Origin of the sequence: Rhodococcus sp. NPDC059179, from assembly GCF_042754885.1 — a bacterium.
Classification (GTDB): Bacteria; Actinomycetota; Actinomycetes; order Mycobacteriales; family Mycobacteriaceae; genus Rhodococcus_G.
In genome coordinates, this window is record NZ_JBHZBV010000004.1 from 47,875 (window position 1) to 62,301 (window position 14,427).

Here is a 14,427-nt window from a genome sequence, read left to right on the forward strand (position 1 = left end):
TCAGCCCCCGATGTCGGCGAGGTACTCGCTGTAGAACAGCGCGAGTCCGATGGCCGAGGCTATCGCGGCGAGCAGCCAGAACCTGATGATCACCGTGGTTTCCGCCCACCCGGCCAGCTCGAAGTGGTGATGGAACGGCGCCATCCGGAACACTCGGCGCCTGCTCGAGCGGAACACCGCGACCTGCACGACCACCGAGGCGGCCTCGGCGACGAACAGCGCGCCGACCACCACCATCAGCAGTTCGGTGCGGGTGACGATGGACAGCCCGGCGAGCAGGCCACCGAGAGCGAGCGAGCCGGTGTCACCCATGAAGATCTTGGCGGGCGCGGCGTTCCACCAGAGGAAGCCGATGCACGCGCCTGCCGCCGCGGCACAGATCAGCGCCAGGTCGAGCGGGTCGCGGACGTCGTAGCAGCCGTTGGCCGGGTTCGTCTCGCAGGAGTTGCGGTACTGCCAGAAGGTGATGATCGTGTAGGCCCCGAGCACCAGGGTCATCGACCCGGCAGCGAGCCCGTCCAGGCCGTCGGTGAGGTTCACGGCGTTCGACCAGGCGCTGACCAGCAGGTAGCAGAACAGGATGAAGACGATGGAACCCATCGACACCGTGGTGATGTCGCGGACGTAGGACAGGTTCGTGCTGCCGGGCGTCAGGCCCGTCCCGCCGGGGAACTGCAGCGCCAGGATTCCGAACAGGACCGCCGCGATCAACTGGCCGACCAGCTTCGCGGTCTTGTTCAGCCCGAGGTTGCGCTGCTTGCGGATCTTGATGAAGTCGTCGAGGAAGCCGACGCCGCCGAGCATCGTCGTCAGGCCGAGGACCAGGAGCGCGGAGGCACTCGGGCCGTCCGCGTCATAGCCGATGCCGATCAGGTGCGAACCCCAGTAACCGGCCCACAGGCCGGCGATGATCGCGACGCCGCCCATGGTGGGTGTGCCGCGCTTGGCCTGGTGGCTGGCCGGACCCTCGACCCGGATCTCCTGACCGAAGCCCTGGCGCGAGAACGCCTTGATCAGGACCGGGGTGAGCAGGATCGCCACGGCGAGCGCGATGCCTCCCGCGAAGAGGATCTGTCTCACTGGTCTTCCTCCGTACTCGTCCGCTGCCCACCCAGCAGTGTGTCCGCCACCGCCCACAATCCGACCGACTGCGAGGCCTTGACCAGGACGATGTCGTCGCCGGCCAGTTCGGCCTCGAGAACCGCGATCGCGGCCGCCTTGTCGGGAACGAGGATCGACTCCTCGCCCCACGAACCCTCCATGACCGCGCCCTGATGCAACGCGCGGGAGGGTCGGCCGGTGCCGACCACGATCAACCGGCTGACGTCGAGCCGCACCGCCAGCCGCCCGATCGCGTCATGTTCGATCACTGATTCTGGCCCGAGCTCGGCCATTTCCCCGAGCACCGCCCAGGTACGGCGCGGCGTGCCCTCGCCCGAACGGCCCATCGAGACGAGGGCCTTGAGCGCGGCGCGCATCGAATCCGGGTTGGCGTTGTACGAATCGTTGATCACCGTGACGCCGTCGGCGCGATGGCGAACGTCCATCCGGCGCACCGACGCGGCGGTCGCCGAGCCGAGCGCCGTGGCGATCTGACCCAGGGTCGCACCGCATTCCAGCGCCACCGCGGCGGCGGCCAACGCGTTGCCGACCTGGTGCTCACCGTGCACACCGAGCTGGATCGAGGTGGTCGCGATGTCGCCCTCGTGGGCGGAGCCCTCGGGATAGCGACACTGCAACGTGAAGCCCGGACGGGCCTCCGCATCGAGTCGCACGTCCATCGCGCGCACATCCGCGCGCTCGGACTGCCCGACCAGCACAACCCGGGCGCGGGTGCGCTCGGCCATCGCCGCGACCAGCGGGTCGTCGGCATTGAGCACCGCCACCCCACCGTCGGCCGCCGAGGGCAGCGCCTCGGCGAGTTCGCCCTTCGTCTGCGCGATCGCCTCCCGAGAGCCGAACTCACCGAGGTGGGCGGTGCCGACGTTGAGGATGACGCCGATCCGCGGCGGGGCCGTCTCGGCCAACGCGGCGATGTGCCCGGTGCCCCGTGCGGACAGCTCGAGCACCAGGAAGTCGGTGCCCGCGTCGGCGCGCAGCGCGGTCCACGGGTGGCCGAGCTCGTTGTTGAACGATCCGGGCGGCGCGACCACGGAGCCGAGCGGCGCCAGCACCGCGGCCAGCAGGTCCTTGGTCGAGGTCTTGCCCGACGACCCGGTGACCCCGACCACCGTCAGGCCGTGCGCGGCCAGGTCGTCGGTGCTCGCCCGCGCCAACGCGGCCAGCGCCGCGAGCACCGCAGCCCCGGAGCCGTCGGTGTCGTGTTCGAGGGCCATCGCGTTGGTCTGCGCGGGCGGCAGCGGGGCGACCACGATCGCGGGCACGCCGACCGGGCGCGCGGCGAGCACGGCCACCGCCCCTGCGGCGACGGCGGCCGCGGCGTGATCGTGCCCGTCCACGCGGGCGCCGGGCAGCGCGAGGAACAGCCCACCCTCGGTGACCTCACGGGAGTCGAACTCCACCGTTCCGGTCACCATGGTGTCGGGATCGTGCACGTCGTGCAGGGTGCCGCCGACGATCTCGGCGATCCGGGCCAGGCTCATCGGCATCATCGTGATCCCCCGGCTTCCCTGTCTATCGCCGCGGCGAGGACCTCGCGGTCGTCGAATGGGTGCTTCACCCCGTTGATCTCCTGTCCGATCTCGTGTCCCTTGCCCGCGACGAGGACCACGTCCCCCGGCTCGGCCCAGCGCACCGCGTCGGCGATGGCCTCCGCCCGGTCCGCGAACTCGCGGACCTGCGCTCGTGTCGACTCGGGCACTGTGAGCGCCCCCTCGCGAACCGCGGCCCGGATCGTGGCCGGGTCCTCGGTGCGCGGGTTGTCGTCGGTGATGATCACCAGGTCGGCTCCCCTTGCGCTCACCTCACCCATCATCGGCCGCTTGCCCTGGTCACGGTCGCCACCGGCGCCGATCACCACCGCAACCCGGCCCGCCGACTGCCCGCGCAGGGTCGCGATGACCGCCTCGAGTGCCGCAGGCTTGTGTGCGTAGTCGACCACCGCGAGGAAATCCTGCCCGCGGTCGACGCGCTGCACCCTGCCGGGGACGTCGACCGACCCGATGCCGTCGACGGCCTGCGACAGATCGACGCCTGCCGCGTCCAGGGTCGCCAGCGCCAGCAGGGCGTTGGCCACGTTGTAGTGGCCGGGCAGCCGCAGCCCGACCGACAACGATCCGTTGGGACCGTGCGCGAGAAACCGCTGCGAACCGTCGTCGGCCGCTGCCACCTCGGAGGCGGTCCAGTCCGCGCCATCGGTCGTTGTCGAGACGGTCGTGGGCGGGGCCTCGCCCGCAGTGGATTCTGGCGGCACCGCCGCCGCGGTGGATTCTGGCGGCACCGCCGCCGCGACCTCCGCCATCCGGATGCCCCACTCGTCGTCGATGCACACCACGGCGCGGCGGGCCCGGACGGTGGAGTCCGGTGCGAACAGTCGGGCCTTGGCCTCGAAGTAGTCGTCGAGCCCGTCGTGAAAGTCGAGGTGATCCTGAGAGAGGTTGGTGAACGCGCCGATCGCGAAGTCGGTTCCGTCCACCCGGCCGAGCGAGAGGGCGTGACTCGACACCTCCATCACCACCGTGTCGAGCCCGCGCTCGAGCATCACCGCGAAGAGCGCGTGCAGTTGCGGGGCCTCGGGGGTGGTCAGCGCGCTCGGCACGCGGCGACCCTCGATCCTGGTCTCGATGGTCCCGACCAGTCCGGCCCGACGGCCCGACGCGGTCAGCCCGGCCTCGATCAGGTACGCGGTGGTGGTCTTGCCCGAGGTCCCGGTGATCCCGATGACCTGCAGCCGGTCCGCGGGACGCCCGTAGATCGTGGCCGAGAGCTCGCCGAGGACCGACCTCGGATCCGGGTGCACCAGCACGGGCAGGGCGGTCGCCGGAGAGAGCCCCTGGACCGCGGCGAGGCCCGCCGCGTCGGTCAGCACCGCGACGGCCCCGCGCTCGAGGGCGGTCGCGGTGAACTCGGCGCCGTGCGCTCGGGCTCCGGGCAGCGCGGCGAACAGGTCGCCGGGCTCGATTCCCTGGGCGCGCAGTTCCACTCCCGTGACGGACACGGGACCGGGCTCGCCTATCCAGTGCAGCGTCGCCCCGGTCAGCTCGGCCAGCGCGGCCACCTGCGTCTGCGGCGGGTGCTCGGGGCGCAGGCCGCCTCCTGTGCGTCCCACCTCTCCCGTCGAGTGCTGCGGAGTGTTCGTCCCATGCACGGGCAGGTGGCTCCTCTCGGGTTCGGATCGGTGGCTGGGCGGCTGGCCGACGTGTCAGGTTACCGGCGAACGGTCACAGACTGGACTCGGTGATCGAATACGCCGCTGACCAGGCGCATGTGGAGCTCAGTCGGCCTGGAGCACCAGTTGTCGCCCGGGATCGGCTGAGAGCGGAACGCGGTCCCGCTGCAGCATCCACGAGGCGATGTTGTGGAACAGCGGCGCAGCGGACTGGCCACCGGAGCCGTCGGCGCTGCGCACCGGGGCGTCGAGCATGATCCCGATGACGAAGCGCGGATTGTCCGCGGGGGCGATACCGGCGAAGGTGATCCAGTAGTTCGAGTTCGAGTAGCACTTGCACGCGGGATCCACCTGCTGTGCGGTGCCGGTCTTGCCGCTGATCTGGTAGCCGTCGACGGCGGCGGGTGCGCCGGTGCCCTGCTGGTATCCCATGGGGTCCCGCTGGGTGACCGCCCGGAACATGTCCCGCACGGTCGCCGCGGTCTGCGCGCTGACCACCTGGACGCCCTCCGGCCGCTCGGTCTCGGTGCGGTTCCCGTCCGCGTCGACAGTCGCGCGCACCACCCTTGGCGGGATCCGGACGCCGTCGTTGGCCATCGCCTGGTACATGCCGGTCATCTGCAGCAGGGTCATCGACAGGCCCTGGCCGATCGGCAGGTTGGCGAAGGTGCCGCCCGACCACTGATCGCGGCTGGGCACGTCGCCCGCGCTCTCGCCGGGCAAGCCCACGTCCGTGCGCTGGCCGAGGCCGAAGCGGCTGAGCATGTCCGCAAAACGGTCCTCCCCGACCCGCTGCACGAGCATCAGCGTGCCGACATTGGAGGACTTGCCGAACACTCCGGTCGCCGTGTACGGCGCGACACCATGCGACCAGGCGTCCTTCACCGACACTCCCGACATCTGGATCGAACCCGGAACCTGCAGCACCTCATCGGGTTTGGTGAGCCCGTACTCGATCGCCGCGGCAGCAGTGACGATCTTGTTCACCGAACCGGGCTCGAACGGCGTGCTCACCGGCAGGTTGCCCAGCTCGGCCTTGCCGCTGTTACCGACCCCAAGCGACGGGTTGAAGGTGTTGTCGTTCGACATCGCCAGCACCTCGCCGGTGTGTGAGTCGAGTACCACCGCGGAGGCATTCTTCGCGCCGGAGAGGTTCTTGGCCTGCTGCACCTGCTGCTGCACGTAGTACTGCAGATCCGAGTCGATCGTGAGCTCGACGGTGGAGCCGTCGACGGCGGGCTGCTTGTCGCGCCAGCTACCCGGGATGACGGCGCCGTCCGAGCCGCGATCGTAGGTCTGGGAGCCGTCGGTACCGGCGAGGGTGGAGTCGAGCGAATCCTCGAGCCCGAGCAGCCCGTGACCGTCCCACCCGGTGGCGCCCACCAGGTTCGCGGCGAGCGAGCCGCCGGGGTACTCACGGATGTCCTGACGTTCGAGCCCGATCTCGGGGAAGTCCTCGCTGAGCTTCGCCGCCACCGCGGGGTCGACGCTGCGAGCCAGGTACACGAAGGTCTCTTTGCTCTTGAGCTTGGCGAGCACGTCCTTCTTCGGGGCCGAGTCGCCGAGCTTGGCGTTGACCGCCTTGGCGATGGCCTCGAGCCGATCGTCGACCTTCGGTGCCTTGTCGCTCTTCGCGCGGGCCGCCTCGATCTCCTTGCGCACCTTGGACGGCTGGAAGGTCAGCGCCTTCGCCTCCATCGTGAAGGAGATCGGATTGCCGCGGCGGTCGGTGATCGATCCCCTTGTGGCCGGATCGATCACCGTCACCGACCGCTGGTTCGCGGCCTCGGCCGACAGCGTCGGCGCCTGGATGCCCTGGATCCAGAGCAACTGCACAGAGGCGATCCCGAGTGCGATGAACATGACCACCCGCCCGGTCCGGTACCGGAACCGGAACGAGGAGGTGTCGTCCTGCCTGGCACCGCGGCGGACCGGCGCGCGACGCGGCGGCGGTGCGGGCGCGGTACCTCGGGTCACCCGCGACCGCCTGCGTTACCTGCCTGTCCGGTGTCCGGGGTGGGCCTGTTCATGGGTACCAATTGTTCACCCTGTGCCTGCAGCTCCGGCTGATTGGCCGCCAACGGCGCGCCGGGACGTGGCGCCGTCGTGGTCGGTGCGGCGGGCCTGGTGATCGGCGCCGTGACCCGTGGCGCGTTGGCCTGAGCCTGAGCCTGCGCCGGCGCCGGCGCGTTCAGCGGCGCGGCCGGCGCGCCCTGCGCGGGTGTCGGCTTGCCGACGATGTCCACCGCGCCGTTCGGGTGCACGACGAGCCGGGCGACATCCTTCGCCGGGATCATGCCGAGTGCCGTCGCCTTGCGGGCCAGTTCCGGCGCGGAGTTGCCCTCCTGGACGTCGCGCTCGAGTGCGGACCGCTGCTCGATCAGGCTCTGATTGTGCGCCTTGGCGGCGCTGAGCTCGTAGGAGTCCTCCGCGGCCCTGGTGGTCAGCAGCAGGGTCAGCGCCAGTCCGACGGACAGCATGCCGATGATGGTGGCGACGAACGGGATTCGCGCCGTGAACTTGCCGCGACGACGGTCCTCCACCTCGCTTACCGGATGGATTGCGGCACGCTGCTGCCTGCGCTCGTACGCGCGCTGCGCCGCGGTGGAACGCTTGCCCGCGGCAACCGCGACACGGCCGCGCCCCCTTGGCCTGACCACTCCGGCACCGCCGGATCGAGAACCGCCCGGCCTCACGGGAACTGTCATGCCGTCACCCTCCTGGAAATCCGTTCGGCACTACGCAATCGGACCGGGGCCGACCGCGGATTCTCCGCTATCTCCTGCTCGCTCGCCCGCTCCGCCCCACGGGTGAGCAGCGCGAACTCCGCGCCCATTCCCGGCAGCTCCATCGGAAGTCCCTCCGGGCTGCGGGATTTGGTGCGCGGCGTCAGTTCCTGCTTGACGATTCGGTCTTCGAGCGACTGGTACGACATGAAGACCACACGACCCCCGACGGCGAGGGAATCGAGCGCCGCCGGGATCGCCGCGCGGAGCGAATCGAGTTCTCCGTTGACCTCCACCCGCAGTGCCTGGAAGGTCCGCTTCGCGGGGTGACCGCCGGTACGCCTGGTCGCCGCGGGAATCGACGCGTAGAGCACCTCGACCAGCTGCGCACTGGTGGTAAACGGCTCGATCTGCCTGCGGCGCAGGATCTCTGATGCGATCCGGCCGGCAAAGCGCTCCTCGCCGTAGGTGCTGAGCACCCTGGCGAGATCGCCGTGACTGTAGGTGTTGAGCACGTCCGCCGCGGTCAATCCGCGGGTGGGGTCCATCCGCATGTCCAGCGGCGCGTCCACGGAGTACGCGAAGCCACGATCGGCCTCGTCCAACTGCATCGACGAGACGCCGAGGTCGAACAGGATTCCGTGCACCGACTCCACCGGCGGCAGTCCGGCCTGCTCGAGCGCGGCGACGATTCCGTCATATCTGGTGTGCACCAGCGTGACTCGATCACCGAACGGCTCCAGTCGACGGCCTGCGATGGCCAGCGCGGCGGGATCACGGTCGAGCCCGATCAGGTGCAGACCCGGGTAGGTCCGCAGAAAGTGCTCGGAGTGGCCGCCGAGGCCGAGTGTCGCGTCGATCATCACCGCCCCGGCGGCATCTGGCGCAACCGCCGTCAGCGCCGGTCCGAGCAGTTCGTCCGCGCGACCGAGCAGGACCGGGACGTGCCCGAACTCGCCGGTGGAGGCGGGGCCGTCTGCCTCATCGTCCACCATGGCTGCCTCCGGGTCTTGAAGTACTGCGGGAATTTCCGATCGCGAAGGGGAAGAGTTGACGAATGCCTCGAGGTCCCTGTCCGATTGACCGAACCTGGCGCTGGGGAAGTGCGTCAGGGTCGGCGTTCGGGCAGAGGCCTCGCGGCACTCGCCGTGTGGCTCTGGCTGAGCTAGAAGATCTCGCTCAGTGACTCGGCTCTGGCTTGGGAGTAGCTCTCTTCGTGCTCCTCGAGGTAGCCCTGCCACGCCTGCGCGTCCCAGATCTCGAGGAAGTCGACCGATCCGATCACCACGCACTCCTTCGACAGCCCCGCGTAGCGGCGATGGTCGGCGGAGAGGGTGATCCGTCCCTGGGCGTCGGGGTGCTGCTCGTCGGTGCCTGCCGCCAGGCCGCGCACGAACGCGCGGGCCTCCGGGTTGCTGCGTGATGCTGCGGCGGCTCGGCGTGCGAGAGCTGCAAACTCTTCTCGGGGATACACCGCGAGGCTGTGGTCCTGCCCTTTCGTGACCATCAACCCTCCCGCCAGTGCATCTCGAAACTTCGCGGGCAACGTCAGTCGCCCCTTGTCGTCGAGCTTCGGCGTGTAGGTACCGAGAAACACTCGACACCTCCACCCTGCGCTCCAACTCGAACGCCCTAGGCCCTTGCGGTCCGCTTCCGCGTTCCGCTGCGCACCACGTTACCCCACTTTCCTCCACTTTCAATGCCAATTTAGGGCTCCACGTCCCGAAATCGCCCTAAAGACCCAGCTCACAGCGGTGGTGCAAAGTGGGGAAAAACTGTGCGATCTTCCCCACCATCGGGGCGTCGGATGAGTTTCGCCGCCCGACCCCACCGAAATCGCCAGTTCAGAGGGGCACCGAGATGCGCTCGTATCGCGACGGGACGCCGCGTGGAGGAATGTGGGGGAAAGTCGGGCCGCCGGGGCGTCAACGCAAAAGCGGCGCGACACCAACTGGTGTCACGCCGCCGTGTTCGTCGCCCGCCGCCCGGCCCCCTGCCTCCGCGACGGCCTTCCGACTACTCCTGCTCGAATCTCCGCTTGAAACGATCTTCCATGCGCGACGAGAACCCTCCGCCGCCGCTGTTGCCGCCCTTGCGGCCGTCCGAGCGCTTGCCTCCGACCGGCCCCTTCACGGGCCCACCGGACTCGTCGGGCACTGCCGAGAGGCCCCTCTTCGATCCCCGCATGAGGAACAGGACCCCGGCTCCAAACATCACGACGAAACCGAGCAGGCTGATGATCGGGAATCCGCCCGGCTTGAACGGGAGCGCAACGCCCGCGACCAATAGGACGAGTCCGAGGAAGAAGAGAGCCCCCGCCTGAAGCCGACGCTTGCTTGAAGCCGCACGCATGCGGCCTCCCCTCACAGAAGAGGCAAACTTCGGATCTTCGGCATAGAGAGCGCTCTCGATCTGATCGAGCATCCGCTGCTCGTGCTCGGAGAGTGGCACGGTACCTCCTCCGGCACTAAAGATGGCGACCGATCCGTTGGGACGAATCGGCGGGTTTCCGACGTTGGCGGCTACCTGTCGTCAATGATACGAGTACACGTCGCGGCGTACCACCTAGTCCATCGACGAGATGCCAACTTATTTCATTTCCGCCGCAGATCCCCTGCTAGGCAGACCTCCCCACAATCGCGTGCGGCACGTCCGCGAGCTGACGATCGCCACCGAGAAGGCCCTCGACGGCGGTGAGGAAGCGGGAGACCTCGAAGAAGAAATCATCGGCCTCCCGGACGGTGACCGTGCGCGAGATGCCCGCCTCTATCGCCGCCCTGGTGGCCGAGTAGCCGGCGAAGAAATCCGACCAGTCTTCGAGCGACGGCTCGGCGCGCGCGAGCAGCACCCACGCGTTGCGCGACCGTGTCCGCGGCCGCCTCTCGACGCCGAGCGCGGCCCCGGCCCCACGGAGCGCGGCCAGATACGCGGACCGGAACCGGTCGGACGGGTCCCGCGCGCCTGCCGCCTCCGCCAGCAATGCATCCGCCCTGTCGAGCAGGGACCGCGCATGCCGCGACAACGGAGCTCCCACCCGCGTCGCCGCATGCATTGCCGATGACGCCGGAGCCCCCACCCGGAGGGCCGCCGCTGCCTGAACTGCCTGACTTGCCATCTTCCGAACACCTCCCGCGCAACCACACACGCCCGCCGTGACGACCGATCAGGCCTTAGGGTCGGAATCCGGCGAAGCCCGCTTCCCTCGCGCTTCGCCGGATTGCCGACATCGAACATTCGTTCGACATATTCAATATAGCTGCCCCCACCGACACGTCGTCAAGAGAGAGGGTGAGTCCGGTCGGTAACAACATGACACCGCTGCTGGTCGAACTGTCCGCGCAGGAACTACGGCATCGCCTGACCGAGGCTCTGTCCATCTACGTCGAGGCGATGGACTACCCGAAGGGGACCGAGTTCCATCGAGCCCCCATGTGGACCGAGCACACCCACCGGACCGGTTGGTGCGCGGTCGCCGCGGTCCAACCGGGTTGCGACGACGCCCACTCCTCGGAGCCGGGCACCATGGTCGGCATCGCCTACGGCTACCGGGGCGCCCCGCACCAGTGGTGGCACCAGCAGGTACGCGAGGGCATGCACCGATCCGGCGCCGACGAACGGCGGATCCGTGAGGTCCTGGGCGACTACTTCGAGCTGACCGAGCTCCATGTCTCGCGTGCGGCGCAGGGCCACCGCACCGGCGAGGGACTGTTGCGCAGGCTCCTCGAAGGCAGGACCGAGAGCTACGTGCTGCTGTCCACCCCCGAGGTCGAGGGCGAGGACAACCGGGCCTGGCGGCTCTATCGCAGGCTCGGATTCACCGACGTGGTGCGGCATTTCACCTTCACAGGGGACAACAGGCCGTTCGCGGTGCTGGGACGCCTGCTGCCGCTCCCCGTCGAAGGGACCGAGAACGCGCACTCCCCCAGCCACTAACCTGGACTGATGATCGACGCGGTGGTGGTGGGATCCGGACACAATGCGCTGGTGTCGGCGTGCTACCTCGCCCAGGCCGGCTGGTCGGTCGAGGTGCTCGAGCGCGACACCGTCCTCGGCGGCGCGGTGTCCACCGTCGAACGGTTCCCCGGCCACCAGGTGGACCGCGGCTCCTCCGCACACATCATGATCCGGCACACCGGCATCATCGAGGACCTCGACCTGGCCTCTCACGGGCTGCGCTATCTCGATTGCGACCCATGGGCATTCGCGCCCGCGCCGCACCAATCCGGTCGGCCGGGCATCGTCTTCCACCGCAGCCTCGAAAGAACCTGCGCCTCCATCGCCGAGTCATGCGGGGCCGCCGACGCCAGGGCGTACCGAACGTTCGTCGACACCTGGGGCCCACGGACCGCGAGCGTGATGCGGGCCTTCGCCGGGCCGCCGACCGGCGGCAGGCTGGCCCGCTCGTTCGGCGGCCTGGACCGGGGCGCGGGCGCCGCGGCGCTGTCGAGGGAGTTCCTCTCCTCCGGGGATGCCCTGCTGGACAACTACTTCGACGACGAGCGTCTCAAGTCTGCGTTGGCCTGGTTCGGCGCACAGTCGGGTCCACCGATGTCCGAACCTGGCACCGCCCCGATGGTCGGGTTCGCGGCGCTGATGCACACCCTGCCGCCAGGCCGGGCCGTCGGCGGCAGCGGCGCCCTCACCCGGGCGCTGGCGTCGCGGCTGGCCGCGGACGGCGGGGCTGTGCGACTGGGCGACGCGGTGACCGAGATGCATCGCACACCGCAGGGCTGGACGGTACGCACCGCACAGGGCCGGGACGTGCACGCCAGGACGGTGGTGGCCGGGTGCCACATCCTGACCACCCTCGACCTCCTCGAGCGCGGCGGACACGACCGGGCGCAACTGGACGGGTGGCGCCGCCGGATCCGGGTCGGGCCGGGGATCGGCATGGTGGTGCGCCTCGGAACCGATTCGCTCCCCACCTATCCCAGCGCCCCGGCAGGCGACACGGTCACCTCCGGGCTACAGCTGCTGGTCTCCGATCGCGCGCAGCTCCGGCTCGCGCACGGCGCCGCACTGGCGGGCGAACTCCCACCCACCCCGGCGGTCCTGGCCATGAGTTTCAGCGGAATCGACCCGAGCCTGACCCCCGCGGGCGAGCATCAGGTGACGCTGTGGTCGCAGTGGCATCCCTACGCGCTCACCGGCGGGCGCAGCTGGGCGAATCTCGCCGAGTCCGAGGGCGACCGGATCGTCGCCGAGATCGAGCGGCTCGCACCGGGATTCACGGACTCGGTGCGCCACCGCCTGGTGCAGACCCCGGCGGACCTCGAGACCGAGATGGGCCTGATCGGCGGCAACGTGATGCACGTCGAGATGTCGCTGGACCAGATGTTCATGTGGCGCCCGCTGCCGGAGCTGGCGGGACACCGGGTGCCCGGCGCACGGGGGCTGTACCTGACCGGCGCCTCGACCCACCCGGGTGGCGGCGTGTCGGGCGCAAGTGGGCGCAGTGCCGCGCGGATCGCGTTGTCGGACGCCCGGTTCGGAGGACTGCGCCGGTTGCTGCGCCGATGAGCCGGTCCGCACCAACCGGATCCGCCACGCCGCGCACCCCTACCGCCTGACACCTGCACGGCTGCCTGGCACGATAACGCTGTGCAGCAGCCCCACTCCGATGTCCGCAGTCGATCCCGCGTCCGACTGTTCGCCCTGTCCGTGCTCCTCCTGATCTGCATCCCGGTACTCAGCGGATGCCTTCGGGTCCAGGTGTCGGTCGGCGTCTCGCCCGACGACCGGGTGTCGGGTCAGATCGTCGCCGCGACGGTTCCCGCGGACGACAAGGACACGGGTCCGGTGCTGGTCCCGCCGGACTCGTTGACGCAGAAGGTCCGGGTGCAGGAGTACAAGCAGGACGGCTTCGTCGGCAGTCAGGCCTTCTTCAGCGACCTGACCTTCGGTGAGGTGCAGCAGCTCGGGGCGATGTCCAGCCAGACCGGCGGCTCCGTGCAGCTGAACTTCCAGCGCAACGGCGACGTCGTGGTCTTCGAGGGCAAGGCGGACCTCAAGACGGTGCCCGACGGCAGCGACGTCCAGTTCAGTGTCGCCTTCCCGGCACGGGTGGCCACCACCAACGGAACCCGCGACGCCGACTCCATCGTCACCTGGAAGCTGCCGCCCGGCGAGGTGAGCACGCTCCGCGCGGAGACCCGGTACGCCGACCCCAGCACCCGCGGCTTCGCCGGCTGGGCGGGCATCGTCGGCGGCGTCACCCTCGGCGTCGCCCTCGTCGTCGGCGCGATGGCGTACTTCAGCCGCAACCCGAAGCGCTGACCGCACCCATCCCAACAGATCCTTCGCGTCCTCCCCAATGTCACATTGATTCGCCTGAGTCGAATCAATGTGACATTGGGGAGGTCCGGCCGGGTGGTGAGCAGGGGTAATGCACGCGCCGGTGCGCGCCTATCTGACCGAGCTGGCCAGTCCTAGCCGGGCCAGCACCTCGCGGGTCGCGCGGGCGAAGTTCAGCGTGATGAAGTGCAGGCACGGCGCGCCCTCGGAGATCAGCCGTTCGCTCATCTCGGTGGCCAGCTCGATGCCGATCTCACGCACCGCGGCCCGGTCCTCCTCGGGTCCCTCACCCGCGGCCCGGTCCAGCCGATCCGCGATCTCGCTTGGCAGCCGGGAACCCGACAGCTCCACCATGCGCTTGACCGAACGCAGCGAGGTGATCGGCATGATCTCCGGGATGATCGGCTTCTGGCCCTGTTCGGCGTCGAAGCGGGCGACCCGGTCGCGCAGCCGCAGGTAGTCCTCGACGTCGAAGAACATCTGGGTGATCGAGTACTCGGCCCCCGCGCGCAGCTTCGACACCAGATACCTGGTGTCGTGATCGAGGTCGGGCGCCCGGAAGTGGCCCTCGGGGAACGACGCGACGCCGACGTGGAAGTCGCCGAGGTCGCGCACGAGCCGCACCAACTCCTCGGCGTACTCGACCCCGTCGGGGTGCTTCTCCCACGTGCCGAGCGGATCGCCAGGAGGGTCGCCGCGCAGGACCAGGATGTTGCTGATGCCACGGTCCGCGTAGGCGCCGACCATCGCGCGCAGCTCGTCGACGCTGTGACCGACGGCGGTCAGGTGGGCCACCGGCAGGAGCGTCGTCTCCGAGGCCAGCTCGCCGGTCACCCGCACGGTCCGGTCCCTGGTCGATCCGCCCGCCCCGTAGGTCATCGAGACGAACGCCGGCTGCATCTGCTCGAACTCGCGGACCGCACGCCAGAGCCTGGCCTCCGCGTCGGCATCGCGCGGAGGCGAGAACTCCACCGAGAAGGGAATCCGCCCACCGCTCGAACCGATCCGGTCCACGATCGACGGGGTCCTGGTCACCCAGCCCTCGCTTGACCGTCCCCTGACGGCATCGAATGTCACCTGACAATCATAGTGGCGGCCGGTGAGGCCGACTGCGACGGA

Annotated in this window: 13 protein-coding genes; 3 read left to right on the top strand and 10 right to left on the bottom strand. The window is 69.5% G+C overall.

Annotation, left to right across the window (positions count from 1 at the left end):
* The 9 genes from mraY to ACFXMV_RS10730 form a co-directional block, all read right to left on the bottom strand.
* The gene (mraY, locus tag ACFXMV_RS10690; RefSeq protein ID WP_378498916.1) at window positions 1-1,080 is read right to left on the bottom strand and encodes a phospho-N-acetylmuramoyl-pentapeptide-transferase; all 1,080 of its coding nucleotides are present in this window, start codon (window positions 1,078-1,080) and stop codon (window positions 1-3) included.
* Entirely contained in the window at window positions 1,077-2,612 is a 1,536-nt protein-coding gene (gene murF, locus ACFXMV_RS10695; RefSeq protein ID WP_378498917.1) for a UDP-N-acetylmuramoyl-tripeptide--D-alanyl-D-alanine ligase, read from the bottom strand. The genes mraY and murF overlap by 4 nt, the downstream gene beginning before the upstream one ends.
* The gene (locus ACFXMV_RS10700) at window positions 2,609-4,228 is read right to left on the bottom strand and encodes a UDP-N-acetylmuramoyl-L-alanyl-D-glutamate--2,6-diaminopimelate ligase (RefSeq protein ID WP_378498918.1); all 1,620 of its coding nucleotides are present in this window, start codon (window positions 4,226-4,228) and stop codon (window positions 2,609-2,611) included. Before ACFXMV_RS10700 ends, murF begins: the two co-directional genes overlap by 4 nt.
* 165 nt (window positions 4,229-4,393) lie before the next feature.
* Window positions 4,394-6,265 carry a peptidoglycan D,D-transpeptidase FtsI family protein gene (locus tag ACFXMV_RS10705; RefSeq protein ID WP_378502981.1) on the bottom strand — a complete coding sequence of 624 codons (1,872 nt, stop codon included), beginning with the start codon at window positions 6,263-6,265 and terminating at the stop codon, window positions 4,394-4,396.
* Window positions 6,262-6,996 carry a hypothetical protein gene (locus ACFXMV_RS10710; RefSeq protein ID WP_378502152.1) on the bottom strand — a complete coding sequence of 245 codons (735 nt, stop codon included), beginning with the start codon at window positions 6,994-6,996 and terminating at the stop codon, window positions 6,262-6,264. The genes ACFXMV_RS10705 and ACFXMV_RS10710 overlap by 4 nt, the downstream gene beginning before the upstream one ends.
* Window positions 6,993-8,009, bottom strand: a complete 1,017-nt coding sequence (gene rsmH, locus ACFXMV_RS10715) for a 16S rRNA (cytosine(1402)-N(4))-methyltransferase RsmH (RefSeq protein ID WP_378502982.1) — start codon at window positions 8,007-8,009, stop codon at window positions 6,993-6,995. Before rsmH ends, ACFXMV_RS10710 begins: the two co-directional genes overlap by 4 nt.
* 170 nt (window positions 8,010-8,179) lie before the next feature.
* Window positions 8,180-8,611 carry a division/cell wall cluster transcriptional repressor MraZ gene (gene mraZ / locus ACFXMV_RS10720; protein ID WP_378502983.1) on the bottom strand — a complete coding sequence of 144 codons (432 nt, stop codon included), beginning with the start codon at window positions 8,609-8,611 and terminating at the stop codon, window positions 8,180-8,182.
* Between the two features lie 419 nt (window positions 8,612-9,030).
* Window positions 9,031-9,465, bottom strand: a complete 435-nt coding sequence (locus ACFXMV_RS10725) for a DUF3040 domain-containing protein (RefSeq protein ID WP_378502212.1) — start codon at window positions 9,463-9,465, stop codon at window positions 9,031-9,033.
* A 166-nt stretch (window positions 9,466-9,631) separates the two neighbouring features.
* Complete coding sequence (locus ACFXMV_RS10730) at window positions 9,632-10,129, bottom strand: SAV_6107 family HEPN domain-containing protein (protein ID WP_378502984.1); 498 nt, start codon at window positions 10,127-10,129, stop codon at window positions 9,632-9,634.
* A 173-nt stretch (window positions 10,130-10,302) separates the two neighbouring features.
* On the opposite strand from ACFXMV_RS10730, the gene ACFXMV_RS10735 reads away from it, so the two are divergent.
* The 3 genes from ACFXMV_RS10735 to ACFXMV_RS10745 all read left to right on the top strand — a co-directional run bounded on the left by ACFXMV_RS10735 (window position 10,303) and on the right by ACFXMV_RS10745 (window position 13,290).
* Entirely contained in the window at window positions 10,303-10,947 is a 645-nt protein-coding gene (locus ACFXMV_RS10735) for a GNAT family N-acetyltransferase (protein WP_378502985.1), read from the top strand.
* Between the two features lie 9 nt (window positions 10,948-10,956).
* A complete protein-coding gene (locus ACFXMV_RS10740) occupies window positions 10,957-12,534 on the top strand; it encodes a phytoene desaturase family protein (protein ID WP_378502986.1) in 1,578 nt (525 codons plus the stop codon).
* Between the two features lie 81 nt (window positions 12,535-12,615).
* Window positions 12,616-13,290, top strand: a complete 675-nt coding sequence (locus ACFXMV_RS10745; protein ID WP_378502085.1) for an LppM family (lipo)protein — start codon at window positions 12,616-12,618, stop codon at window positions 13,288-13,290.
* Between the two features lie 129 nt (window positions 13,291-13,419).
* Here the strand turns inward: ACFXMV_RS10745 and metF are convergent, their stop codons facing one another.
* Window positions 13,420-14,343 carry a methylenetetrahydrofolate reductase [NAD(P)H] gene (gene metF, locus ACFXMV_RS10750; protein WP_378499771.1) on the bottom strand — a complete coding sequence of 308 codons (924 nt, stop codon included), beginning with the start codon at window positions 14,341-14,343 and terminating at the stop codon, window positions 13,420-13,422.
* Window positions 14,344-14,427: the final 84 nt, after the last annotated feature.

What these genes read in the sequence shown, in the direction of transcription:
- rsmH (WP_378502982.1), bottom strand. Translation starts at nt 8,009, where the DNA reads ATGGTGGACGATGAGGCAGACGGCCCCGCCTCCACCGGCGAGTTCGGG.
- murF (WP_378498917.1), bottom strand. Translation starts at nt 2,612, where the DNA reads ATGATGCCGATGAGCCTGGCCCGGATCGCCGAGATCGTCGGCGGCACC.
- ACFXMV_RS10740 (WP_378502986.1), top strand. Translation starts at nt 10,957, where the DNA reads ATGATCGACGCGGTGGTGGTGGGATCCGGACACAATGCGCTGGTGTCG.
- ACFXMV_RS10730 (WP_378502984.1), bottom strand. Translation starts at nt 10,129, where the DNA reads ATGGCAAGTCAGGCAGTTCAGGCAGCGGCGGCCCTCCGGGTGGGGGCT.
- ACFXMV_RS10710 (WP_378502152.1), bottom strand. Translation starts at nt 6,996, where the DNA reads ATGACAGTTCCCGTGAGGCCGGGCGGTTCTCGATCCGGCGGTGCCGGA.